This window comes from Pantoea ananatis LMG 2665 (genome assembly GCF_000710035.2).
GTDB classification, from domain to species: domain Bacteria; phylum Pseudomonadota; class Gammaproteobacteria; order Enterobacterales; family Enterobacteriaceae; genus Pantoea; species Pantoea ananatis.
Map to the genome: position 1 here is coordinate 57231 of NZ_JMJJ01000005.1, position 24967 is coordinate 82197.

Here is a 24967-nt window from a genome sequence, read left to right on the forward strand (position 1 = left end):
TGCCCTTAGATAAACGGGACTGAGCATGGATCTGAATAACCGCCTGACAGAAGACGAAACGCTGGAACAGGCCTATGACATTTTTCTTGAACTGGCTGGCGATAATCTTGATCCGGCCGATATCATTCTTTTCAACCTGCAGTTTGAAGAGCGTGGTGGCGCAGAGCTGTTTGACCCTTCCGATGACTGGCAGGATCATGTGGATTTCGATTTGAATCCAGATTTTTTCTCAGAAGTGGTGATCGGTCTGGGCGAAGCGGATGGCGAACCTATTACTGATGTTTTTGCGCGCGTGCTGTTGTGTCGCGAAAAAGATCACAAGCTGTGCCATATTTTGTGGCGTGAATAGCGTAACACCATGAATATAAAGCCGGGCGATTGCCCGGCTTTTTGTTTTACAGCGGATCCACCTTCAGGCAGGACACCGCATGGCGGAAACTGCCTTCAAGCAGCGGTCGGGTTTTCGCACACTCAGGGCCGGCAATCGGACAGCGCGTCCGGAACACACAGCCGGAGGGCGGATTAATCGGTGAGGGTAATTCCCCTTCCAGGAGCTGGATTTGCTTATTCTTCTCCAGGTCCGGATCGGGAATCGGCACCGCCGACATCAGCGCTTTGGTATAGGGATGCTGCGGATTGGTATACACCTCGTCGTAGGTGCCCAGCTCCACGGCGTGCCCCAGATACATCACCAGCACGCGGTCGGAAATGTGTTTAACCACCGCGAGGTCATGGGCGATAAAAATCAGCGACAGGCCCATTTCACGTTGCAGTTGCTGCAGCAAGTTCACGACCTGAGCCTGAATGGACACGTCCAGGGCCGACACCGGCTCGTCGCAGATAATCAGCTTAGGCTCAAGTATCAATGCGCGCGCAATACCGATACGCTGGCACTGTCCACCCGAGAACTCGTGTGGATAGCGGTTGATCAGGTTAGGCAGGAGCCCTACCTTCATCATCATGGTCTTGACGCGATCTTTGACATCCTGACGCGACAGCTCCGGATGATAAGTGCGTAACGGCTCTGCAATGATGTCGCCGATTGTCATACGCGGATTCAGCGAGGCCAGCGGATCCTGGAAAATCATCTGGATATCGCTTCGCGCCTTACGCCACTCTTCTTCACTCTGCCCCAGCAGGTTACGCCCGAGCCATGAAACGCGGCCCTCGGTGGCTTTTACCAGGCCAATAATGGCCCGCGCCAGCGTAGACTTGCCGCAGCCGGATTCCCCGACGACGCCCAGGGTTTCACCTTCATACAGGCGCAGGCTGACACCGTCCACCGCCTTGAGAGATTTTGGCGGCTGCCAGAACCACTGCTTGCCATCCCTGATATCAAAATGGACTTTCAGATCGGCGATTTCGAGTAACACTTTCTTTTCTGCCAGGCTGCTCATACGAGTTCCTCCACCGGCTTAAAGCAGGCGCGCAAACGCCCTTCTGCAAAAGGTAACAGCGGCGGTGCGTTGGAGCAGATATCCATGGCGTGAGGGCAGCGCGGCTGGAAAGGACAACCCTGCGGCAAACGCAGCAGGTTAGGCGGATTACCCGGTATCGTCGTCAGACTTTCCCCTTCCGCATCCAGTCTGGGTACAGCGTTCAGTAAACCAATAGAATAGGGATGTGCGGGCTGATAAAACACATCACGGGCGCGGCCATACTCCATGGTGCGTCCGGCATACATCACCAGAACTTTATCGCAAATGCCCGCAACCACACCCAAATCGTGGGTGATCATAATGATCGCGGTGTTAAACTCGCGCTTAAGCTCATTCAGCAAGGTCATGATCTGCGCCTGAACCGTGACGTCCAGTGCGGTTGTCGGCTCATCGGCAATCAGCAGCTTAGGCCGACACATCAGGGCCATCGCAATCATCACACGTTGACGCATCCCACCCGAAAACTCGTGGGGATACATTTTCATACGTTTACGCGCTTCCGGCATTTTAACCGCATCCAGCATTCTTACTGACTCTTCAAATGCCTGTGCATTGCTCATCCCTTTATGCAGCTTCAGCACTTCCATCAGTTGCTCGCCGACCCGCATATAGGGGTTCAGTGACGTCATGGGATCCTGGAAGATCATGGCGATTTGCTCGGCACGCAGTCGGTTCAGCTGTTTCTCGGGCAGATTCAGGATCTCTTTACCGTTGAATAACGCCGAACCACCGATGCGCCCGTTGCTGGCCAGCAGCCCCATTAACGCAAAGGCGGTCTGGGATTTACCCGAACCCGACTCGCCCACAATCCCTAAGGTTTCACCTGCCCGCAGTGAAAAGTTGAGATCGTTAACGGCGGTGACGTCACCGTCGTGCGTGCCAAAGGTTACGCGTAAATCTTTCACTTCAAGCAGCAGTTCGCTTCCCGCGCGCGCAGCCTGAGCAGGCTGAAATTCATGAATAGTCATCGGGAAACTCCTTAACGATCTTTGGGGTCGAGGGCATCACGCAGGCCATCGCCAATAAAGTTGAAACAAAACAAGGTGACGACCAGGAACGTCGCCGGAAACAGTAACAGCCACGGCGAGACTTCCATGGAGTTCGCACCATCGCTGAGCAGTGCGCCCCAGCTACTCAGTGGCTCCTGCGTTCCCAGCCCCAGAAAGCTCAGGAAAGATTCAAACAGAATCATACTGGGCACCAGCAGCGAAGCGTAAACCACCACGACGCCCAGAACGTTGGGGACGATATGGCGCGTCACAATTTTCCAGGTGGAAACACCGCCAACGTGTGCAGCTTCGATAAACTCTTTGCGCTTCAGGCTTAATGTCTGCCCGCGCACGATACGCGCCATGTCCAGCCAGGACACCATGCCGATAGCGGCAAAGATCAGCAGAATATTGCGGCCAAAGAAGGTCACCAGCAGGATAACGAAGAACATAAACGGGAAGGAGTTAAGGATTTCCAGAATACGCATCATCACGGAATCGGTTTTCCCGCCCAGATAACCCGCGATTGAACCGTACAAGGTCCCCACGATCACGGCGATCAGCGCGGCAGCAATCCCGACCATCAGTGAAATGCGCCCGCCAATGGCTACGCGCACCAGCAAATCGCGCCCCGAGGAGTCGGTGCCAAACCAGTGTCCCGAGGTGGTATCGGGCGGTGATGACATCATTCCCCAGTCGGTATCGAAATAGGAGAATTGCGACAGCATAGGCGCGAAAATCACAAACAGCGTGATAAGCATCAGCACCATCAAGCTGATTAATGCGGCGCGGTTATGAATGAAACGACGACGGGCATCCTGCCACAGGCTTCGCCCTTCGACTTCCAGTTTTTCACTGAATGCATCAAGAGCTTCGCTATTTTTCTTACTTAACATCATGGCGAACTCCAGAATCAGTAGCGGATTTTCGGGTCGATAACGGCATACAGCACATCGACGATCGCATTAAACAGGATGGTCAACAGCCCCACCAGGATGGTCAGGCTCAGCACCAGTGAATAGTCACGGTTAAGTGCACCGTTCACGAACAGCTGACCAATACCCGGCAGTCCGTAAATCGACTCGATGACCATAGAACCGGTAATGATGCCCACAAAGGCCGGCCCCATATAGGAAATGACCGGCAGCAGCGCAGGCTTCAGTGCATGACGTAACACGATACGACGCAGCGGCAGCCCTTTCGCTCGCGCGGTACGGATAAAGTTGGAGTGCATAACTTCAATCATCGAGCCGCGGGTGATGCGCGCAATACTGGCAATGTAGGCCAGTGAGAGCGCCACCATCGGCAGCAGCATGTAATTCCATTGACCGCCATTCCAGCCGCCACCCGGCAGCCACTTAAGCGTGATTGCGAACACCAGAACCAATAGCGGCGCTACCACAAAACTCGGTATCACCACGCCGGTCATTGCCACCCCCATCACAACGTAATCCCACAGGCTGTTCTGCTTCAGCGCCGCGATAACGCCCGCCGTGACGCCCAGAACCACCGCCAGGATAAAGGCAGCAAGGCCGAGTTTGGCTGAAACCGGGAAGGCATGGCCGACCAGGTAATTGACCGAATAGTCTTTGTACTTGAACGAGGGCCCGAAATCGCCATGCGCCAGTTGAATCAGATAATCAACGTATTGCTTACCGATAGGATCGTTGAGGTGATATTTCGCCTCGATATTTGCCATGACCTCTGGCGACAGGGTGCGCTCGCTGGTAAAAGGGCTGCCGGGCGCCAGTCGCATCATAAAGAAGGAAATGGTAATCAGAACGAAAAGCGTCGGAATTGCTTCAAGCAACCGACGCAGAATGAATTTTAACATTGCCGTACCTACCAGGCTGGTGCTTCACATTGCATTAAAAAAAGTACTGGCGGCGCGTAACGCGCCGCCGCTGTTCTTGGTGTTTTATTAGTGCTTGATGATGTACAGGTTTCTGTCTGCTACGTTATCCAGCGGATCCTTACCGGTATAACCGCCAACATAAGGTTTCACCAGGCGCGTGTTAACGTAGTAGTAAAGCGGCACGATCACAGAGTCTTTATCCAGCTGCTGCTCTGCCTTCTCGTAATCAGCCGAACGCGCTTTATCATCTGTAGTGGCCAACGCATCTTTCATCAGCTTGTCGAAAGCTGGGCTCTTATAGTGCGCGGTATTGTTGCTGCTGTCAGACAGCATGGTATTCAGGAACGATGTCGGTTCGTTGTAGTCTGCACACCAGCCTGCACGCGCAACGTCAAAGTTGCCCTGGTGGCGGGTATCCAGGAAGGTTTTCCACTCCTGGTTCTCCAGCTTCACTTTCACACCCAGGTTTTTCGTCCAGATAGATGACGCGGCAATGGCCAGTTTCTTATGCAGGTCAGAGGTGTTGTACAGCAGATTAAAGGTCAGCGGTTTTTCTGGCGTATAACCGGCTTCAGCCAGCAGCTTTTTCGCTTCGGCATTACGTTTTTCCTGTGACCAGGTAAACCACTCAGGCTTCACCAATTCCATTCCATCTGTCGCTGGCGGCGTGTAGCTGTAAGCCGGTTTCTGGCCCTGCGCCAGGACTTTGTCTACGATAATGTCGCGATCGATGCCGAGTTTAAGCGCAGCGCGAACGCGCGGATCGTTAAATGGCGCTTTCTGGTTGTTGATTTCGTAGTAGTAGGTACACAGATACGGGTCAACATGCAGCTCTTTACCGTTGTCACGCTGCAATTTTTTAAACAGCTCAATAGGCAGGTTGTTATAGGTCATGTCACTGCCGTTATCAGAGAAGTAACGGTTTACATCGCTGACTTCCGACGAGATTGGCAGGAAAGTGACTTTGTTCAGCACGGTATGCGCGTTATCCCAGTATTCAGGGTTACGCACAACGGTGATACGTTCGTTGATGACATGTGATTCCAACTTAAACGCACCGTTACCCACCCAGTTTTCTGGCTGAGTCCACTTGTCACCGAATTTTTCGATTGCAGCTTTATTAACTGGCGACATTGAGGGGTGAATGAGTAATTTATAGAAATAAGGCACCGGCTCGCTTAAGGTCACTTGCAGTGTATGATCGTCAATCGCCTTTACGCCCAGGTCTGTAGGCGGCTTCTTGCCAGCGATAATATCATCAACGTTAGCCAGATGGCCGTATTGCAGATAGCTGGCATAAGGCGATGCGGTTTTCGGATCGGCCAAACGCTCCCAGCTGTAGACGAAATCCTGAGCAGTGACAGGTTCACCATTTGACCATTTTGCATTTTTACGCAAGTGGAAAGTCCAGACTTTAAAGTCTTTGTTATCCCAGCTTTCAGCCACACCAGGAATGGGATGACCATCCGTATCGCTGATGACCAGACCTTCCAGCAGATCACGACTCACGTTAGATTCCGGAACGCCTTCGATTTTATGCGGATCCAGTGACTGAACCTCGCTACCGTTTCCTTTAACCAGCTCCTGCTTCGCGGCCAGTTCTACGCCGGCAGGTACTGTGGCTGCCATAACGCTGTTCGCTGCGAGCGCACTCATCGCTGCAAAGACGCTGGCAGCAATCAAGGTTTTTTTCGTGATGTTGTTCATTCTTAACTCCAGTTTTTTATTTTCACTGAGGGTGTTTGCGACCTCAGCGTTCCCCGTATTCGGGTCCCCGGTGTTTGCCACCTGGGGCGTATTGACCCTGTTGTGTGGTCTGCACGGCCACGCCCTTCCCGACTGTGCCGCCGGTTAAGCGCGTGACTCAGTGTTTTTTAATGAAATAGTATTTCAGGTCTGTCATGTCCTGCGGATCGTGGCCAGTAAAACCGCCAACCCAGGGTTTAACCAGCCGCACGCTGACGCGATAGTAAACTGGCACAATTGCTGAGTCTTTGTCGAGTTGTGTTTCTGCCTGCTGATACAATGATGCGCGGTCCGCTTCATTTTCAGCCGTTAATGTTGCGGCTAACAGACGGTCGTATTCCGCACTGTGGTAAAACGCGGTATTGGTCGACGACTGGCTCTGGAACATATTCAGGAATGTTGAGGGCTCATTGTAATCCGCACACCAGGTGGCGCGCACAACGTCATATTGTGCCTGATGCCGGGTTTCCAGCAGGGTTTTCCATTCCTGATTCTGCAACGTAACCAGCGCGCCCAAATTGCGTTGCCACATGGACGCGGCGGCGATGGCCTGGGTTTTGTTTTGATCGGATGTGTTATAGAGCAGCGTAAAGCGCAGCGGATTTTTATCGTTGTAACCCGCCTCGGCCAGCAGTTTTTTCGCAGCCGCGTTTCGCTGCGGCTGTGTCCACGCCATCCAGTCTGGGGAAGATAACGCAGCGCCTGCGATGTAAGGCGGCGTAAAGCTGTAGGCCGGAATTTGCCCTTGCCCCATGATCTTACGAGCGATGATATCGCGATCCAGCGTCATTTTGATCGCAGCGCGCACGCGGGCATCGGTGAACGGCGGTTTTTTGTTATTAATTTCGTAATAGAAGGTGCAGAGCAGCGGACTGACTTTAACCTCATCACCCATATCTTTGCGCAATTTAGCAAACAAGTCGGGCGGAACCGCGCTGTTGGTCATATCAATGCCACCGCTGCGATAGCGATTGATATCACTGTTTTCCGAGCTGATGGCCAGAAACGTTCCCTGCTCAATAACGGTCTGAGCATTGTTCCAGTAAAGAGGATTACGCTTCAGAACAATTTTCTCATTCACCACCCAGTCATTCAGCGTATAGGCGCCGTTACCGATATAGTGACCGGGTTGGGTCCAGCCCTCACCCCACTTTTCGATGGCAGGTGCGTAAACGGGTTTCATCGCGGTGTGCGCCAGCATGGCCACTAAATAAGGCACCGGTTCGGTCAGGGTAATTTGCAGATGGCGATTGTCCAGGGCTTTCACGCCCAGTTGATCGGGGGCAACTTTACCGGCAAGAATCGCATCGACATTCGCAATATGGGCAGCCTGCAGATAGCTGGCATAGGGCGACGCAGTTTTAGGATCGGCAAGACGACGCCAGCTGTAAACGAAGTCCTGTGCCGTAACCGGCTCCCCATTGCTCCATTTGGCATTGTCGCGCAGGGTGAATGTCCAGATTTTACCTTGCTGGTTTTCCCAGCGCTCAGCCACACCCGGCACCACATTACCGTTATTGTCCGTGTTAACCAGCCCATCCAGCAGGTTGAGGATGATGTTTGACTCCGGTACACCTTCGACTTTATGCGGATCGAGCGAGGCAACTTCCGAACCGTTATTAATCACGATTTGCTGGACGGCGGAGAGCGTCACGTCTGATGGCACGGTAGCAGCACAGGTGGGCAATGCGGTTAAGGTTAGTGCCAGACAAGCCAGGTAGTGCTGCGCGTTCATTTCCCACACCCTTGTTAAATGCCAATTTTTATTCTGATATCCCAGCATCAATAAGGAATAAATCTTTTGCTTTTGACGTTTGGGAAAACATTATTAATGCGCCGAAAATTAGCAGATGCTGCAGAGGGGCGCCAAAACTAAATCGCTAAAATGTTACCTGTTTCTCTTTTATCATGAGATTTTTCCCAGTGGAAGTGTTAATTTTTGCCCTAAAAATAGCTTAACAGACTGATTAATAAACAATCTCATCACATTGATGTCAATTTAACCAAAAAACAACATTTATACCCTGGCGTTGCGTTGTTGTAGTGTGAATACACACCGTCACATCATTTAAAAAACGGTTTAAGCGACGTAGACCAGCATTAATCATGCCAACTTCCGCTGCGAAAGCAGAATATAGTGTGAATATAGTGACATGCCGCGATGCCAGCACTGGCGCTGCAGCGAAGGTTATTAGCGGAAGTGATAACTGAAGAAGGATGTGAAGAGAGATAAATAATTGCATCAATACGGTGCAAAAAAATCGTCTTTTGCACCTTATTGGTTCATTTCTTGTTAAATGCGATTAAATAAGTCGGTTTACCCAACCAGACCGGGAAAAATTGCCTTGATGCCGGTCACCACAAATTCAATACCTAGCGCCATTAACAGCAATCCCATGATACGGGTAATCACGTTAATCCCTGTCTGCCCTAACAGCCTGACCATTAAAGGCGCAGCGCGGAACAGCAGCCAACAGCTAAAGGCAAAAACAGCAATCGCAACGGTAAAACCCAAAAGGTTGAGCCAGTTGTTATAACGTGTGCTCCAGACGATAGTCGAACTGATGGCGCCTGGACCCGCCATGAGCGGCAGCGCAAGGGGAACCACGCCAATACTTTCCCGAATTGCCGTTTCCGTTTTTTCCTGCTTATTTTGCTTATCCTCGCCCAGCTTGCCGCTAATCATCGACATAGCGATGGTCACCACCAGAATCCCGCCCGCAATGCGAAACGAGTCAATAGAGATACCGAAGACATGCAGGATTGCATCGCCCAGAAACAGCGAGGTCCAGAGAATAATCGCCACCGCGAGGTTGGCCGTCAGGTTGGTTTTATTGCGTTCTGCCACGCCCTGATAGCGGGTCATGCTAATAAATACCGGAATGATGCCGATGGGATTAACCAGTGCAAACAGGCCTACGAAAAACTTGATATAGCCAGACAGATCTAATAACGCAGGATTCACGGTTAACTCCCCATCCCAGATGAAAAACGCGCCTAATGTAAGTGAAAAAAGCCGTGGGCGCCAGATGCCTAAGCAGTTATTTATGCTGTTATTTTACTTACAATTTAGTGGCTTTAACCACGCATTAACTATCTTGTGGAAGATGTTACTTTTACGCCCCGTTTATTATCCCCCAGCCCGGCCCCCCTGAATGCAGAGCTGAAAGGAGTCAGCTTGGGTTTAAATTGATCTAAATCATCATTGTTCTCTCCCAAACCCGATACTCTTTCTCTGTCAGTAACGCAGGTCTCATTATTTCGAAACAGAGAGAAGCTCTTTTAGTAAACAATTGAAAAACCGCTGCTTTATTCCCGTAAACCGTGCCGTTTGCACCATGGCTATACTCAGGGATTCAGGCTTGTTTACTAAAAAAAGTTTAACTTCCTCAGGAGAGCACAATGGCCGTTACTAATGTCGCTGAACTCAATGCACTGGTTGAACGTGTAAAAAAAGCCCAGCAAGAATTCGCCAATTTTTCTCAACAACAGGTCGATGCCATCTTCCGCGCAGCCGCACTGGCCGCCGCGGATGCCCGAATTCCACTCGCTAAAATGGCGGTGGCAGAATCGGGCATGGGCATTGTTGAAGACAAAGTCATTAAAAATCACTTCGCTTCTGAATACATCTACAACGCCTATAAGGATGAGAAAACCTGCGGCGTACTGGACACCGATGATACGTTTGGCACCATCACAATCGCTGAACCCATCGGCCTGATTTGCGGTATCGTCCCCACCACTAACCCTACCTCCACCGCGATTTTCAAGGCACTTATCAGCCTTAAAACCCGCAACGGGATTATCTTCTCCCCCCATCCTCGAGCCAAAGATGCGACGAACAAAGCGGCGGATATTGTCCTGCAGGCAGCGATTGCCGCTGGCGCGCCCAAAGACATTATAGGCTGGATTGATGCACCTTCTGTGGAACTGTCCAATCAGTTGATGCACCATCCTGATATTAACCTGATTCTGGCGACGGGTGGCCCCGGCATGGTCAAAGCCGCCTACAGCTCAGGTAAGCCGGCGATTGGCGTGGGGGCCGGTAACACGCCCGTTGTCATCGATGAAACAGCTGATGTTAAACGCGCCGTTGCCTCCATCCTGATGTCAAAAACGTTTGATAACGGTGTGATCTGTGCCTCTGAACAGTCGGTTATCGTGGTAGATGCCGTCTACGACGCCGTGCGCGAGCGCTTCGCCAGCCATGGTGGCTATCTGCTTCAAGGACAGGAGCTGAGTGCGGTACAAAATATCATTCTAAAAAACGGTGGGCTTAACGCCGCCATTGTGGGCCAGCCTGCGGTGAAGATTGCGGAGATGGCCGGCATCAGCGTACCTGGTGAAACCAAAATCCTGATTGGCGAAGTTGAACGGGTCGATGAATCAGAGCCTTTCGCTCATGAAAAACTGTCGCCGACACTGGCGATGTACCGTGCTAAAGATTATCAGGATGCCGTCAGCAAAGCGGAGAAACTGGTGGCGATGGGCGGTATTGGTCATACGTCATGCCTGTATACCGACCAGGACAATCAGACAGCGCGCGTGCACTATTTTGGCGACAAGATGAAAACAGCCCGCATTCTGATCAACACGCCAGCTTCTCAGGGCGGTATTGGTGATTTATATAACTTCAAACTCGCCCCTTCTCTGACACTGGGTTGTGGTTCCTGGGGCGGTAACTCCATTTCTGAAAACGTGGGGCCCAAACATCTCATCAACAAGAAAACCGTCGCTAAGCGAGCTGAAAATATGTTGTGGCATAAACTTCCGAAGTCCATTTACTTCCGTCGCGGCTCTTTACCCATTGCGCTTGAAGAGATCGCCACTGACGGTGCCAAACGCGCGTTTGTGGTGACTGACCGCTTCCTGTTTAACAACGGTTATGCCGATCAGGTCACCCGCGTTTTAAAATCTCACGGCATCGAAACCGAAGTTTTCTTTGAGGTTGAAGCGGATCCCACCTTAAGCATCGTGCGTAAAGGTGCAGAACAGATGAACAGCTTTAAGCCAGACGTGATCATCGCCCTGGGCGGCGGTTCGCCGATGGATGCAGCCAAAATCATGTGGGTCATGTATGAGCATCCAGAAACCCATTTTGAAGAGCTGGCACTGCGGTTTATGGATATTCGCAAACGTATCTATAAGTTCCCTAAAATGGGCGTGAAAGCGCGCATGGTGGCCATTACGACAACCTCAGGCACAGGTTCAGAAGTGACGCCTTTTGCCGTGGTAACGGATGACGCGACCGGACAGAAATACCCGCTGGCCGATTATGCGCTGACGCCGGATATGGCTATCGTTGATGCCAACCTGGTCATGGATATGCCACGTTCACTTTGTGCTTTCGGCGGTCTGGATGCGGTGACGCACGCGCTGGAAGCCTATGTGTCGGTCCTGGCCAATGAATACTCCGATGGTCAGGCCCTGCAGGCGCTTAAGCTGCTTAAAGAGAACTTACCGGCGAGCTATGCAGAAGGTGCAAAAAATCCGGTTGCCCGTGAACGTGTACATAATGCCGCCACCATCGCCGGTATCGCCTTTGCGAACGCCTTCCTCGGGGTTTGTCACTCAATGGCGCATAAGCTTGGCTCTGAGTTCCATATTCCTCATGGACTGGCTAACTCGCTGCTGATTTCCAACGTTATTCGCTATAACGCCAATGACAACCCTACTAAGCAAACCGCATTCAGCCAGTACGATCGTCCCCAGGCGCGGCGTCGTTATGCTGAAATTGCGGATCATCTTGGTCTCACCGCGCCGGGCGACCGCACTGCCCAGAAAATTGAGAAGCTGCTGGTATGGCTGGATGAAATCAAAACGGAACTGGGTATTCCGGCCTCAATTCGTGAAGCCGGTGTGCAGGAGGCTGACTTCCTGGCGAAAGTCGATAAACTGGCGGATGATGCCTTTGATGACCAGTGTACTGGCGCGAATCCACGTTATCCGCTGATTGCCGAACTCAAACAGCTGATGCTGGACAGCTACTACGGACGCAAATTTGTCGAGCCGTTCGCCAGTGCCGCCGAGGCTGCCCAGGCTCAGCCTGTCAGTGACAGCAAAGCGGCGAAGAAAGCTAAAAAAGCCTAATCCGCTCCGCGCCCGATGAACGGGCTGCCGAAACCCCTTGTCTGGCCCGTGCCTCAAGGGGTTTTTTATGGCGGATTTATCGCTTTGATAAACACTGCTGCCTGGTGCATCAGCGTAGTGAAGAGAATATCGACCTGAGCCGGACGGGAAAAGGGATAAAGTCCGTGATCACATCGCCTTGCGCCCTTAACGAGCGCCATGGAAAAGCAGCCTGGCGCTGGTTGAGGGCTATTTAGTCCCCCACGGGGGTTTGCGCCCCATGGATGGCCTGCAAACAACCCTGCTCTATCGCCTTTTTATAATGCTTACGGCATACGGAGATATAACGTTCGTTGCCGCCGATGACGACCTGCTCCCCCTCTCTGAAAGGTTTACCGTCACTGTCCAGACGCAGCACCATGCCCGCTTTACGTCCACAATGACAGACCGTTTTCAGCTCTACCAGCTTATCCGCCCATGCCAGAAGATACTGGCTACCGGTGAAGAGTTCACCAAGAAAATCGGTACGCAGCCCGTAGCAGAGTACGGGAATATCCAGATTATCTACCACGTCAGACAAGGCCTTAACCTGCTCACGCGTCAGAAACTGGCTTTCGTCCACCAGTACACAGTGAACGGGTTGTCGCGCATGTTCCTGGGCAATTTCCACATCAAGCTGGCTGGCTGCATTATAAAGCACCGCAGGAGAAGATAATCCAATACGCGAGCTCACCTTGCCTGCGCCGAAGCGATTGTCGATCTCAGCGGTATAGACGAGCGTGCGCATCCCGCGTTCCTGATAATTGTAGGATGACTGCAATAATGCGGTTGATTTACCGGCGTTCATTGCCGAATAGTAGAAATAGAGTTGAGCCATTTGCGCCGATTCTCGGATACGATGAAAAAACAGGGCCGATTTTATCATATCTACAGGTTGCTGCTGGGGGGATTTTCACCTTATGCTGTTCAGATTAGCATCACTCATTGATGATGCAGCGGTTAATATGATGCGGCATTGGGTCTTCAAGTCAGGATAAATATTAAAGCACATGTGTGATTAAACATTATTTTTATACCGATAATGTATCAGCGCATTTTCAGCTAAGATCTTAATCTTTTCATTGATTCAACCCACCTGACATCACACTTCATCGGGGTGAATTAATAATTTATTAAATTCCTCGCTTACTCTTTTTAAGCTAAAAATTAATTTAATGTTGAACTTATTTTTCTCCACCACTACTATTAGCGGGCAGAACAACTCTCCTATTAATTATTCAGAGATCAGGACAATGAGCGAAGCACTTAAAAATCTTAATAATATCCGCACGCTGCGTGCCCAGGCCAGAGAGTGTTCTTTGGAAACGCTGGAAGAAATGCTGGAAAAACTGGACGTCGTGGTAAATGAACGTCGCGACGAAGAGTCAAACTCTAAAGCTGAAAACGAAGAGCGTGCGCGTAAACTTGAGCAATATCGCGAGATGCTGTTAGCGGATGGTATCGATCCCAACGAATTATTCAATACCCTGTCAGAATCAAAAACGGCTGGCAAAGCCAAACGTGCTGCCCGCCCGGCTAAATATCAGTTTGTAGATGAAAATGGCGAAACCAAAACCTGGACGGGTCAGGGCCGTACGCCAGCAGCAATCAAGAAAGCCATGGAAGAACAAGGTAAGCAGTTAGACGACTTCCTGCTGTAATGCATAGCCTGTTTCGCTTATTGTTGGCTTTACTTTAGTTTTACGATTATCCGCACCAGAAAAAAAAGGAAGCGATCGCTTCCTTTTTTTATTTTCAGATTGAATAGAAATTTCGATACCAGTCTACAAAGCGCCTTACGCCTTCATCAACACCGGTTTGGGGTTTAAATCCAATGGTATTAAATAATGCGGTTGTGTCCGCGCTGGTTGCCAGCACGTCCCCCGGTTGCATGGGCATCAGATTTTTATTTGCCTTCACACCCAACGCTTTCTCAATCGCTTCAATATAGTGAATCAGGCTCACCGGCTGGCTATTGCCAAGGTTATATATGCGATAAGGGGCAGAGCTTGACGCGGCAGAACCCGTTTCCACGGTCCAGTCTGCGTCCGCCTGCGGGATAACATCCTGCAAGCGAATAACCGCCTCTGCAACATCATCGATATAAGTAAAGTCGCGCTTCATTTGCCCCTGGTTATAAACATCTATCGCCTCGCCTGCAAGCATTGCGCGGGTGAATTTAAACAACGCCATGTCCGGACGTCCCCACGGGCCATAGACCGTGAAAAAACGTAAGCCAGTGGTAGGCAATTGATAGAGATGTGAATAGGTATGCGACATCAGCTCATTGGCTTTTTTCGTCGCGGCATACAATGACACGGGATGATCGACGCTGTCTTCTGTTGAAAATGGCATCTTGTTATTCAGGCCATAAACCGAACTGGATGAAGCATAAAGCAGATGCTCGATTTTATGGTGGCGGCAGCCTTCAAGAATATTCAGGTGCCCAATGACGTTTGCATCGGCATACGCATGGGGGTTTTCGAGTGAGTAACGCACCCCTGCCTGAGCGGCCAGATGAATAACGCGCTGAAAATTGTGCTGTTCAAAAAGTGTGGCAATAGCCTGACGATCGGCCAAATTGGCTTTAATAAAGGTAAAGGATGGATTGTCACCGATGATATCAAGGCGAGCTTGTTTAAGGTTTACATCATAGTAGTCATTCAGGTTGTCAAGACCGACAACCTGGTGACCGGCGGCCAGCAGGCGTTGACTGACATGAAAGCCAATAAAGCCTGCTGCGCCGGTTACCAGAAAATTCATAAATCCCTCGTTAATCACACAGCCTGGATAGATGCTCCGCGGCCGATTGCATAATAAACGAAGCCGCGTTTGCTGATACGCTCTGGATCATACAGGTTACGTCCATCAAAAATCACGGGTTCTTTCAGTGCGCTCTTAATCACGTCAAAGTCAGGTGCACGGAAATTTTGCCATTCCGTACAAATCACCAGGCCGTCTGCACCGTGCAGCGCCGCTTCTTTGGTTCCCATCAGCTTCAGATCGTCGCGATGACCATAGATGCGCTGCGCTTCGTCCATGGCTTCCGGATCGAACGCCTGAACAGAGGCACCCGCTTCCCATAACGTTTCCATCAACACGCGACTGGATGCTTCGCGCATATCATCTGTGTTGGGCTTGAATGACAGGCCCCACAGCGCAAACGTTTTACCTTTCAGATCGTCACCGAAGTGGCGTTTAATGAAGGTGGGCAGCTTTGTCTTTTGGCTGTCGTTGACGTCTTCCACCGCCTTCAACAGGCGCGGTGTATAACCAATAGACTCCGCTGTGCGGATCAGCGCCTGAACGTCTTTCGGGAAGCAGGAACCGCCATAGCCGCAGCCTGGGTAGATAAAGTGATAGCCGATACGTGAGTCAGAACCAATCCCCTGGCGCACTTTTTCGATATCCGCACCTAAACGTTCTGCGAGATTGGAAATTTCGTTCATAAAGCTGATTTTCGTCGCCAGCATGCAGTTAGCGGCGTACTTCGTCAGTTCTGCACTGCGAATATCCATCAAAATCATACGATCGTGGTTACGGTTGAATGGCTCATACAGCTCACGCAACAGCTCCACCACGTCATCATTGTCGGTGCCGACAACGATACGCTCAGGGCGCATACAGTCGTTAACGGCCGCGCCTTCTTTCAGGAACTCTGGGTTGGATACCACATCAAAGCTGATGTTGGCATCGCGCGCCTGCAGCGTTTCTGTCATGACAGCACGGACTCTGTCAGCCGTTCCGACCGGTACCGTTGACTTATCAATCACGACTTTGTGATCGGTCATGTGCTGAGCAATGGTACGCGCTACGGCAGTAACATATTTCAGATCGGCCGAGCCGTCCTCATCAGGCGGCGTGCCGACGGCGATAAACTGCATTACACCGTGGTTCACGCCCTGAGCAGCATCAGTGCTGAACTTCAGGCGACCCGATTCGTAATTCGACATAACCAGCGGCGTCAGACCCGGCTCAAAAATTGGGATCTTGCCTTTTTTAAGGTTCTCGACCTTGTTTTCATCCACATCAATGCAGAGAACGTCATGTCCGACTTCGGCCAACACCGCAGCCTGAACCAGACCGACATAGCCGATACCAAATACAGTGACTTTCATTGAGCTATCCTGTGTTTAAAATTACTTTTTATCGCTAACAGTATTGTTGAGCCATTCAGTGAACTCTTTACCCAATACCGGATGGCGGACACCATATTCAACGAAAGCCTGCATATAACCCAGTTTATTACCACAGTCGTGGCTTACCCCTTTCAGGTGATAGGCTTCGACGGTTTCTTTATCCATCAGCATGGCAATGGAGTCGGTGAGCTGAACTTCGCCACCGGCACCTGGAGGCGTTTTCGCCAGCAGTGGCCAGATATCCGCAGACAGAACGTAACGACCGACAACCGCAAGGTTGGATGGCGCTTCAGACGCTTTAGGTTTCTCAACAACCCCGACCATAGGCGCGCTGTCACCAGGATTCAGTTCTGCACCCTGACAATCGACAACACCGTATGCCGTCACATCGCTGACGGGCTCAACCATGATCTGACTACGGCCAGACTCTTCGTAACGGCTCAGCATTTCTGCCAGGTTATCTTTGGTTGGGTTAGATTCGTATTCGTCGATGATCACGTCAGGCAGGATGACCGCAACAGGTTCATCGCCGACCAGAGGATGTGCACACATGACCGCATGGCCCAGACCTTTCGCGATGCCCTGACGGACCTGCATGATGGTCACGTGAGGAGGACAGATGGACTGAATTTCGTCCAGCAGCTGGCGCTTGACGCGTTTTTCCAGCATAGACTCCAGTTCAAAACTGGTATCAAAATGGTTCTCAATGGCGTTTTTAGAGGAGTGAGTAACCAGCACAATCTCATTAATACCCGCAGCAATACACTCGTTAACGACATACTGAATTAACGGCTTATCAACCAGCGGCAACATTTCTTTTGGAATCGCTTTGGTAGCAGGCAACATACGTGTACCCAAACCCGCTACTGGAATTACCGCTTTTTTTACTTTGGTCTTATAGGCAGACATCAAAATACCTCTCTTATAGGCCGTTCAAGTTTTAATGCTTGATATGTCGGTTTAAATTCGGAAATGAGTATATCAGTTAGTCGTGAACGGATTTATCCTGGAAGACCGCTATCCGTAGAATTTAAGACTATTACCCAAGTGTAAAGCTAACTTCTGGCCCTGTCTCCCATCAGATAATAAACTATCCATTCGGGTTTACTGGTCAGACGATAACATCAGTCGTATGCGGCCTCCGGCCCCCCAAATATGGCATTGCCAGTCATCAGCGCGCTGGCTTATTTGGTTAGTATGTGTACTGCCCATAGTGCCAAGTGGCACACCGTTACTGAGTTGTATTTGATGGGCCTGAACGTGCAGCGTTGCATTTAATCCGGCTGAAACCAGTACCAGATTTTTTAATCCGCGGTGATAGTAGCCCACCAGCAACGGGAACTGACCGGTCAGATTTGCCTGGCGCAGCAGCAAATTAACCTGTCTGAGCAGACTGCTCAGCTCAGGTAAGCGTTGTTTTTGGCCAGATAACTGTTCCTGAAGGAGTCCGTTAAATAAGGCGCGCAAAAGCAAGGCGGCCAGTACGCCGTTGTCGCCAGCGCGAGTAACGTCAAGACAATAAAAGGCGAGATCTTTGTCTGAAAGCGCCGCGATATCCAGCACCAGACCCGGCTGCTCGGCCATCGTCAGTTGCCGATAGTTGATCCGACAATTAGCAATGCGTTGTTGTACGGGTGGCTGAAGTTCTTTAAGGAGTTTTGCCGCCGCAGAGGGATCGCGAACCAGAGCGTCCCAGTCCTGAAACAGCTGCTCGTCTTCCTCCACCTTTGAGGTAAACATGGAGGGATAGAGGCATTCGTAAACCGCTTCACGAAAACGCTCAAAGTTTTTTAGCGGCTTAAGCAGCACATCCTGTACGCCAAGACGCAAAACCTGAGCAATATCGGACATATTTTCTGTGGCGGAAATAATCAAAATCGGGACGCTGTTACCGCGGCTGCGCACATGTTCAACGAATTCGATACCGCTCATGCGCGGCATCTCAAGATCACAAATCACCAGCTCCACGGCATGCTGCTTCAGTTGCTCAATAGCCTCGAGGCCATCTTCTGCCTCAACTGTGACAGCCCCCATTGATGACAGAAATTGGTTTAAAAGCGAACGGAAAACGGCCTCATCTTCGACAATGAGTATCTTTTTGCCGATCAGTGGTTTTTCCATTCCATCCCCCTGCGTACCCGATAATTCAATAGTGGTTCATAAAACGCAGTTGCGCCTTTCAGAATAGACCGAAGTAACATCTGTGCGTGAACAACCAGATTATCTTCTACGGACCAGCGGTAATAATTCATCCATTTGTTTCTCAACGGCAACCTTCCCAGCCGCAATAGCTTCTTCTGCACGATGAAAATCCAACGTGGATATTTGTGGACAAAACGGCTGGATGAGCACATCGGGCGGATCGCCTGCCATCCTGTTTCGCTTCAGGCGATTTTCCAGGACCTGAATGGATGTTGCCATGATCTCCATCGCGCCCGGCACTTGTGATGCCCGTCGCTGGGTAAAACTGACCAGCCTCTGGCGCAGCTTTCCGCGCCAGTCAAGATTCAGTGCGACAGCCGCGGCATGTTCTTCAGAACTCTGCGGCGTCAGCACCATTGAATCAGGCTGCATCAGGTGCGCATCGTGTTGAAGATCGACGGCAATAACCACATCAGCGCCCAGTGCGCGCGTTAGCGAAACCGGCACCGGATTCACCACGGCACCGTCTACCAGCCAATATCCATTGTAGCCGACCGGTGGTAATAAACCTGGCATACTGCAGGAAGCGCGAACCGCCTGATGCAATTCTCCCTCAGTGAGCCATAATTCACGCCCGGTGCTCAGGTTGGTCGCCACTACGCCAAAGGGCTTATGGCATGACTCAAGCGCATCATTCGTGATGAGCTGGCGGACATGGTTAAATACGCGTTCACCGCGCAGGAGTCCGCCGCGCTGCCAGGAGAGATCCATCAGGCGGATCACATCCCAGTAGCTAAAAGCGCTGACCCATTTTTTCATGTGGGGCAACCGGTGATTGACATAAGCCGCACCGACCAGGGCACCGATTGAACACCCGGCGACTACATCAATTTCAATGCCTGCGCTTTCCAACGCTTCGATGACGCCGATATGCGCCCATCCTTTGGCGGCACCGGAACCCAGAGCCAATCCAATCTTTTGCTTTCTCATCTTGCTCGGTTCCTGGCGTCAATACGTAGCGTCATAAGCATGGGTCAGATAAAGTAAACGATATCATCAACAACGACTGTGATTAACAGGAGAAAGTGTGTCCGAATCTTGCCCTTGCTGTAGCGGCAAGCAGTATAGCCTATGTTGTCAGCCCTTTGTTAAAGGAGCAGAAATTCCCTTATCAGCTGAACAACTTATGCGCTCTCGCTACTGCGCTTATGTCAAACATGACGTCAACTACCTGGTGTCTACCTGGCATCCTACCCGGCGCGATCCGGCACTTGCGGGACTGTTGTCTGAAAGTTTTGCTGGTACTGAATGGCTGAGCCTGAACATCACGCAGCGTGAACCGGGGCGCGATGATGACGAATCGTTTGTGACTTTTTTCGCCCGTTATCGTGAAAACGGCGCCGATCGGGCAATGTACGAACGTTCACGCTTTCTTCGCGAGGATCAACGCTGGTACTATGTAGACGGAGTGACGCCCGCTATTGGGCGTAACGATCGCTGTCCTTGTGGCGCCGATAAAAAATACAAAAAATGTTGCGGCTAAGGCAGTTGCCTGCGTAACGGTTTTACCCTTAATGCTTTGACAGGACTCTGATTGAGATGCAAGCGCAAACCATGCAAAGAAAAGTTTTACGAACCATTTGTCCCGATGCAAAAGGTCTGATCGCCAAAATCACCAATATTTGTTACAAGCACGAACTGAATATCGTGCAAAACAATGAGTTTGTTGACCATCGCACCGGGCGTTTTTTTATGCGCACAGAGCTGGAGGGGATTTTTAACGACACCACCCTGCTGGCCGATCTCGATAGTGCCCTTCCGCAAGGTTCCGTGCGTGAACTGCATAGCGCAGGCCGTCGCCGTGTTGTTATTCTCATTACCAAAGAAGCACACTGCCTTGGCGACCTGCTGATGAAGAGTGCGTTTGGCGGCCTCGATATGGAAATCGCCGCCGTTATAGGTAATCACGACACGTTGCGTTCGCTGGTAGAGCGTTTCGATATTCCGTTTGTTCTGGTCAGCCACGAAGGCTTGTCGCGCGAAGAGCATGACAACCGCATGGCGGACGAGATTGATCGTTATCAGCCCGATTATGTGGTGCTTGCCAAATACATGCGCGTGCTGACGCCGGGCTTTGTGCAGCGCTACCCAAATCAGATTATTAACATTCACCACTCTTTCCTGCCGGCCTTTATCGGCGCACGGCCTTACCATCAGGCTTACGAACGTGGTGTGAAAATCATTGGTGCAACGGCACACTACGTTAACGATAACCTTGATGAAGGTCCGATCATCATGCAGGACGTGATTAATGTCGATCACAGTTACACCGCCGAAGAGATGATGCGGGCCGGACGCGACGTCGAAAAAAACGTGCTGAGCCGCGCGCTGGATAAAGTATTGGGCCAGCGTGTTTTTGTTTATGGTAACCGCACGATTATTCTTTAAGCGTAAACGGCGCTGGATTGGCTGACATTCCAGCGCTACGGGCAAAAAGTGGGCAAACGATTCACCTTTTGCCAGTCGTCGCTTTACAGTCATGGCGCATTTGGTATGATGCGCCCCGCTTCAGAGCACAACAATTCAGTCCCTGGTGGGATTCCCGAGCGGCCAAAGGGAGCAGACTGTAAATCTGCCGTCACAGACTTCGAAGGTTCGAATCCTTCTCCCACCACCATCTGAACCTGCTGCCTGAACACACATATCATCCCCGGTGGGATTCCCGAGCGGCCAAAGGGAGCAGACTGTAAATCTGCCGTCACAGACTTCGAAGGTTCGAATCCTTCTCCCACCACCATCTTAAATATTCTCCTGATCTGCCCAAGATAATCTCAATCACCATCTTCTTCGGGGAGAGGGATGAGAACCTTCGACTAAGGTTCGGGTCGAGCATCGCGAGACAACGCGCGTCAGCGCGGCCCGCAGGGTGAGGCGCAACGCGCCGAATAATCCTTCTCCCACCACCATCACGAAAATTCTGCCTTTCTGCCCAAAAAAACCAAACCATCATAGTTATCTGGGGAGAGGGATGAGAACCTTCGATCAAGGTTCGGGTCGAGCAGCGCGAGACAACGCGCGTCAGCGCGGCCCGCAGGGTGAGGCGCAACGCGCCGAATAATCCTTCTCCCACCACCATCTCGTATATTGCACGCCCTCCCAAATAAAGACATTTATTACCATCTTCTTCGGGGAGAGGGATGAGAACCTTCGACTAAGGTTCGGGTCGAGCATCGCGAGACAACGCATCAGCGCGGCCCGCAGGGTGAAATCATCCTCTTGAACCCGCTTCCCGCTTTCTGACTGAGCCTGTCCACCACTCGCTGAAATTGCCCTGCTCTGCCATGACTTTTCCTGTAAAAATCGCTACCATCCTGCCTATCATTCGCTGAAGGTCATCTCATGAAATTTATTTCATTCAACATTAACGGCTTGCGGGCTCGCCCTCACCAACTTGAAGCGCTGGTAGAAAAACATCAGCCGGACGTCATCGGACTGCAGGAGACCAAAGTTCATGACGATATGTTCCCCTTAGAAGACGTGGCTAAGCTGGGCTACAACGTGTTTTACCATGGTCAAAAAGGGCACTACGGCGTGGCGCTGCTGACAAAAGTCCAGCCGGTATCCGTGCGACGCGGCTTCCCGGGCGATGACGACGATGCTCAGCGTCGGTTAATCATGGCGGAGATCCCCAGCCCGATTGGCGATATTACGGTAATTAACGGCTATTTCCCCCAAGGCGAGAGCCGTGACCATCCGACAAAATTTCCGGCGAAAGAGAAGTTTTATCGCGATTTGCAAAGCTACCTGAGCGACAGCCTGGCGGCCGATAAGCCGGTGCTGATCATGGGTGATATGAATATCAGCAGCACCGATCTCGATATCGGTATTGGAGAAGACAGTCGCAAGCGCTGGTTGCGTACCGGTAAATGCTCTTTCCTGCCGGAAGAACGTGAATGGATGGATCGCCTGCTCAGCTGGGGCCTTGTTGATACCTGGCGGGCACAAAACCCTGAGATTAACGATCGCTTTTCGTGGTTCGACTACCGTTCAAAAGGCTTTGATGACAATCGCGGTCTGCGTATCGATTTGCTGCTGGCCAGCACCGGGCTGGCCTCACACTGTATTGAAACAGGCATCGATTACGAGATTCGCGGTATGGAAAAACCGTCCGATCATGCGCCGGTCTGGTCAACCTTCCACTTCTGACAGGATCCTGACGCGTGGTGAAATGCCACGCGTCCTTATTTCACTATTTTCCAAATCAGATTATTGGTTCCCAACGACTTCTCATCGCGCGCGCACTGTAGCAGGACACCTTCCGATTTCACCACAGCGCCTTCTGTGTAATTTCGGTTTTCAAAAATACAGCACTGCAGACAGTTTTGCTGACGGTTTTGCCCCTGCGTCCAGACTTCCGGTGGCATATCCACGATCACATCGGTATTGGTGCCACCTGCCGCGCCCTGCTGATGATAGTTAGCATGCGCGGGGCTGCAGGCAGCCATTGCAACCAGAATTAGCCAGGCTGATTTACTCATTATTCAGTTTCCTTCGTTTTACGCCCTGCTTTACGCGGTGGACGTTTTTGGCCGGTGGACGGTAAACCACGAAACGCCTGTCCCGAGGGCTGCTGTCGCGCCTGCTGAATAAGCCCGCTCAGCGTCTGCACCAGGGGTTGCATAAATTCATCATAGCGACAGGCCTTTTCACTGATACGCGTCAGGGTTGATTCCCATTGCGCCGTCATGTCCGGCCTGGCGGCGAGATCCGGTAGCGAGTGGATCAGCGCTTTGCCTGCATCAGTAGAATGAATATAGCGCCCTTTCTTATGCAAAAACGAACGACGGAACAGTAATTCAATAATGCCTGCGCGCGTGGCTTCCGTTCCTAAACCATCGGTCGCACGCAGCACTTTCTTTAATTCTTTATCCTGCACAAAGCGCGCAATGCCGGTCATGGCCGAAAGCAAGGTCGCGTCGGTAAAGTGGCGTGGCGGTTGTGTCTGTTTCGCCAGCACCTCACCCCGCTCGCACAGCAGCTCATCGTCTTTCGCTACAACAGGCAGCGGCATGCCATCGTTTTCTTCATCGCGCTCTTTGCCACCCAACAGCGCACGCCAGCCCGCCTCCGCCAGAAAGCGCGCTTTAGCCACGAATTTACCGCCCGCGATATCCAGATCGATGGTGCATTTGCGGAACACGGCATCCGGACAAAACTGCATCAAATACTGACGCGCAACCAGTCCATAAATCTGCTGTTCGTTTTCGTTAAGTTTCACTGCGCTGGCGCGCGCGGTAGGAATAATGGCGTGGTGCGCATCCACTTTTTTGTCATCCCAACAGCGATTTTTTCGATCTGCATCAAAGTCTGCTGGTGGAGTAAGATCGGGTTGATGGGACTGGATCGCATTGAGCACCGCATGACGGCCGGCAAAATGCTCATCGGGTAAGTAGCGGCTATCAGAACGTGGATAGGTGATCAGCTTGTGGGTTTCATATAACCGCTGGCAGATGTCCAGCACCGCCTGTGCACTCAAACCAAAGCGCTTTGCCGCCTCGATTTGCAGGCTGGAGAGTGAAAACGGCAACGGCGCAATGTCGTTTTCTCGCTTGTCACTGTAGGCGGTAACGATAGCGGGCTGACCGCTGATGCGCGCCACCACATGTTCCGCCAGTGAGCGTTTCAGCAGGCGACCTTCTTCATCCTGCCAGGGTTCACAGGCTTCACTGGGGATCCAGTTGGCGGTAAACCGGCTCTCATCCGGCGTGACGATGTGCGCTTTCACTTCAAAGTAATCCTTCGGGACGAAATTCGCGATCTCTTCATCCCGTCGCACCACCAGCCCCAACACCGGCGTTTGTACTCGTCCAACGGACAACACGCCATCATAGCCCGCATTCCGGCCCAGCAGCGTCCAGGCGCGGGTCATATTAATACCGTAAAGCCAGTCGGCACGTGCTCGCGCTAGCGCGGACACGCAGAGGGGAATAAATTCGCGATTCTCGCGCAGCCGGTTGATAGCCCGCTCCACAGCCTGTGGGTTGAGATCGTTAATCAGACAGCGCTGCACTTTACTGCGTTTCTCAGCGGGAAGCTGAAGGTAATCCAGCACTTCATCCACAAGCAGCTGGCCTTCCCTGTCCGGGTCGCCGGCGTGCACCACTTCATCGGCCTGGGCGAGTAAGCCTTCCACCACTTTGAGTTGTTTTGCCACCGAAGGACGCGGCTGCAAACGCCATTTTTCAGGAATAATCGGCAGATCGACCAGCGACCAGCGCGCATAGCGGCTGTCGTACACATCAGGCTGCGCCTGCTCTAGTAAATGCCCCACGCACCAGGTGACAATCTGGTCATTGCCGCAGGCGATAAAGCCCTCACCACGCCGGTGCGGTTTAGGCAGTACATCGGCAATGGCCCGTCCAAGGCTGGGTTTCTCTGCAATAAACAAACGCATTAAATCGGGTAATCCTTAACGTCAGCAAACAACAATGATGACAACGCACTACCGGTCAACAAACAGTCGGCAACATGATGCCTGCGCCTCAGTCC

Annotated in this window: 21 protein-coding genes, 2 tRNA genes and 3 other RNA genes; 11 read left to right on the forward strand and 15 right to left on the reverse strand. The window is 51.6% G+C overall.

Features of this window, described 5'->3' with window-relative positions:
* The first annotated feature begins 19 nt into the window (after nt 1–19).
* A complete protein-coding gene (locus EL29_RS08200) occupies nt 20–349 on the forward strand; it encodes an HI1450 family dsDNA-mimic protein (protein ID WP_196492568.1) in 330 nt (109 codons plus the stop codon).
* Nucleotides 350–395: 46 nt separating this feature from the next.
* On the opposite strand, the gene oppF is transcribed toward EL29_RS08200, so the two are convergent.
* The 7 genes from oppF to EL29_RS08235 form a co-directional block, all read right to left on the reverse strand.
* Nucleotides 396–1397, reverse strand: a complete 1002-nt coding sequence (oppF, locus tag EL29_RS08205; protein ID WP_013025960.1) for a murein tripeptide/oligopeptide ABC transporter ATP binding protein OppF — start codon at nt 1395–1397, stop codon at nt 396–398.
* Nucleotides 1394–2407, reverse strand: a complete 1014-nt coding sequence (locus tag EL29_RS08210) for an ABC transporter ATP-binding protein (protein WP_013025961.1) — start codon at nt 2405–2407, stop codon at nt 1394–1396. Before EL29_RS08210 ends, oppF begins: the two co-directional genes overlap by 4 nt.
* An 11-nt stretch (nt 2408–2418) precedes the next feature.
* The gene (oppC, locus tag EL29_RS08215; protein ID WP_013025962.1) at nt 2419–3327 is read right to left on the reverse strand and encodes an oligopeptide ABC transporter permease OppC; all 909 of its coding nucleotides are present in this window, start codon (nt 3325–3327) and stop codon (nt 2419–2421) included.
* A gap of 14 nt (nt 3328–3341) precedes the next feature.
* Nucleotides 3342–4262: an oligopeptide ABC transporter permease OppB gene (gene oppB, locus EL29_RS08220; RefSeq protein ID WP_013025963.1), complete on the reverse strand. Its 921-nt coding sequence runs from the start codon at nt 4260–4262 to the stop codon at nt 3342–3344.
* A gap of 87 nt (nt 4263–4349) precedes the next feature.
* Nucleotides 4350–5990, reverse strand: a complete 1641-nt coding sequence (oppA, locus tag EL29_RS08225; protein ID WP_014593821.1) for an oligopeptide ABC transporter substrate-binding protein OppA — start codon at nt 5988–5990, stop codon at nt 4350–4352.
* A 157-nt stretch (nt 5991–6147) separates the two neighbouring features.
* Nucleotides 6148–7764, reverse strand: coding sequence for an ABC transporter substrate-binding protein (locus EL29_RS08230; protein WP_028715225.1), 1617 nt, complete (start codon nt 7762–7764; stop codon nt 6148–6150).
* A gap of 582 nt (nt 7765–8346) precedes the next feature.
* A complete protein-coding gene (locus tag EL29_RS08235) occupies nt 8347–8994 on the reverse strand; it encodes a YchE family NAAT transporter (RefSeq protein ID WP_013025965.1) in 648 nt (215 codons plus the stop codon).
* 437 nt (nt 8995–9431) lie between these two features.
* Here EL29_RS08235 and adhE point away from each other — a divergent pair, with 437 nt between their 5' ends.
* Complete coding sequence (adhE, locus tag EL29_RS08240; RefSeq protein WP_015700205.1) at nt 9432–12119, forward strand: bifunctional acetaldehyde-CoA/alcohol dehydrogenase; 2688 nt, start codon at nt 9432–9434, stop codon at nt 12117–12119.
* A gap of 232 nt (nt 12120–12351) precedes the next feature.
* Here adhE and tdk read toward each other — a convergent pair whose 3' ends face one another.
* Nucleotides 12352–12975, reverse strand: a complete 624-nt coding sequence (gene tdk / locus EL29_RS08245) for a thymidine kinase (protein WP_028715226.1) — start codon at nt 12973–12975, stop codon at nt 12352–12354.
* A gap of 415 nt (nt 12976–13390) precedes the next feature.
* Between tdk and hns the strand changes: the two genes are divergently transcribed.
* Nucleotides 13391–13798: a histone-like nucleoid-structuring protein H-NS gene (hns, locus tag EL29_RS08250; protein ID WP_014605719.1), complete on the forward strand. Its 408-nt coding sequence runs from the start codon at nt 13391–13393 to the stop codon at nt 13796–13798.
* A gap of 94 nt (nt 13799–13892) precedes the next feature.
* Here hns and EL29_RS08255 read toward each other — a convergent pair whose 3' ends face one another.
* From EL29_RS08255 to rssA, 5 genes are all read right to left on the reverse strand, one after another.
* Nucleotides 13893–14900 carry an NAD-dependent epimerase gene (locus tag EL29_RS08255; protein WP_014593826.1) on the reverse strand — a complete coding sequence of 336 codons (1008 nt, stop codon included), beginning with the start codon at nt 14898–14900 and terminating at the stop codon, nt 13893–13895.
* Nucleotides 14901–14914: 14 nt separating this feature from the next.
* On the reverse strand, nt 14915–16255 hold the full coding sequence (locus EL29_RS08260) for a UDP-glucose dehydrogenase family protein (protein ID WP_013025970.1): 1341 nt from the start codon (nt 16253–16255) through the stop codon (nt 14915–14917).
* Between the two features lie 21 nt (nt 16256–16276).
* Nucleotides 16277–17185: a UTP--glucose-1-phosphate uridylyltransferase GalU gene (gene galU, locus EL29_RS08265; protein WP_014593827.1), complete on the reverse strand. Its 909-nt coding sequence runs from the start codon at nt 17183–17185 to the stop codon at nt 16277–16279.
* 195 nt (nt 17186–17380) lie between these two features.
* The gene (gene rssB, locus EL29_RS08270) at nt 17381–18397 is read right to left on the reverse strand and encodes a two-component system response regulator RssB (RefSeq protein WP_014605716.1); all 1017 of its coding nucleotides are present in this window, start codon (nt 18395–18397) and stop codon (nt 17381–17383) included.
* Nucleotides 18398–18496: 99 nt separating this feature from the next.
* Complete coding sequence (rssA, locus tag EL29_RS08275; RefSeq protein ID WP_014593828.1) at nt 18497–19408, reverse strand: patatin-like phospholipase RssA; 912 nt, start codon at nt 19406–19408, stop codon at nt 18497–18499.
* A gap of 97 nt (nt 19409–19505) precedes the next feature.
* Between rssA and EL29_RS08280 the strand changes: the two genes are divergently transcribed.
* From EL29_RS08280 to xthA, 8 genes are all read left to right on the forward strand, one after another.
* Nucleotides 19506–19961, forward strand: a complete 456-nt coding sequence (locus EL29_RS08280; protein WP_014593829.1) for a YchJ family protein — start codon at nt 19506–19508, stop codon at nt 19959–19961.
* Nucleotides 19962–20017: 56 nt separating this feature from the next.
* A complete protein-coding gene (purU, locus tag EL29_RS08285; protein WP_013025975.1) occupies nt 20018–20866 on the forward strand; it encodes a formyltetrahydrofolate deformylase in 849 nt (282 codons plus the stop codon).
* 144 nt (nt 20867–21010) lie between these two features.
* Nucleotides 21011–21095 (forward strand) — tRNA-Tyr (locus tag EL29_RS08290).
* A gap of 35 nt (nt 21096–21130) precedes the next feature.
* Nucleotides 21131–21215 (forward strand) — tRNA-Tyr (locus EL29_RS08295).
* 41 nt (nt 21216–21256) lie between these two features.
* A non-coding RNA gene (locus EL29_RS08300) (RtT sRNA) lies at nt 21257–21384 on the forward strand.
* A 41-nt stretch (nt 21385–21425) separates the two neighbouring features.
* Nucleotides 21426–21553, forward strand: a non-coding RNA gene (locus EL29_RS08305) — RtT sRNA.
* A 41-nt stretch (nt 21554–21594) separates the two neighbouring features.
* A non-coding RNA gene (locus EL29_RS08310) (RtT sRNA) lies at nt 21595–21705 on the forward strand.
* A 112-nt stretch (nt 21706–21817) separates the two neighbouring features.
* Nucleotides 21818–22624 (forward strand): exodeoxyribonuclease III, encoded by an 807-nt coding sequence (xthA, locus tag EL29_RS08315; protein WP_013025977.1) that lies wholly within the window; start codon nt 21818–21820, stop codon nt 22622–22624.
* Nucleotides 22625–22659: 35 nt separating this feature from the next.
* Here xthA and EL29_RS08320 read toward each other — a convergent pair whose 3' ends face one another.
* Both EL29_RS08320 and EL29_RS08325 read right to left on the reverse strand, forming a co-directional pair.
* Nucleotides 22660–22956, reverse strand: coding sequence for a YnjH family protein (locus EL29_RS08320; RefSeq protein ID WP_013025978.1), 297 nt, complete (start codon nt 22954–22956; stop codon nt 22660–22662).
* Entirely contained in the window at nt 22956–24872 is a 1917-nt protein-coding gene (locus tag EL29_RS08325) for a DNA topoisomerase III (protein ID WP_014593831.1), read from the reverse strand. The genes EL29_RS08320 and EL29_RS08325 overlap by 1 nt, the downstream gene beginning before the upstream one ends.
* Nucleotides 24873–24967 lie beyond the last annotated feature (95 nt).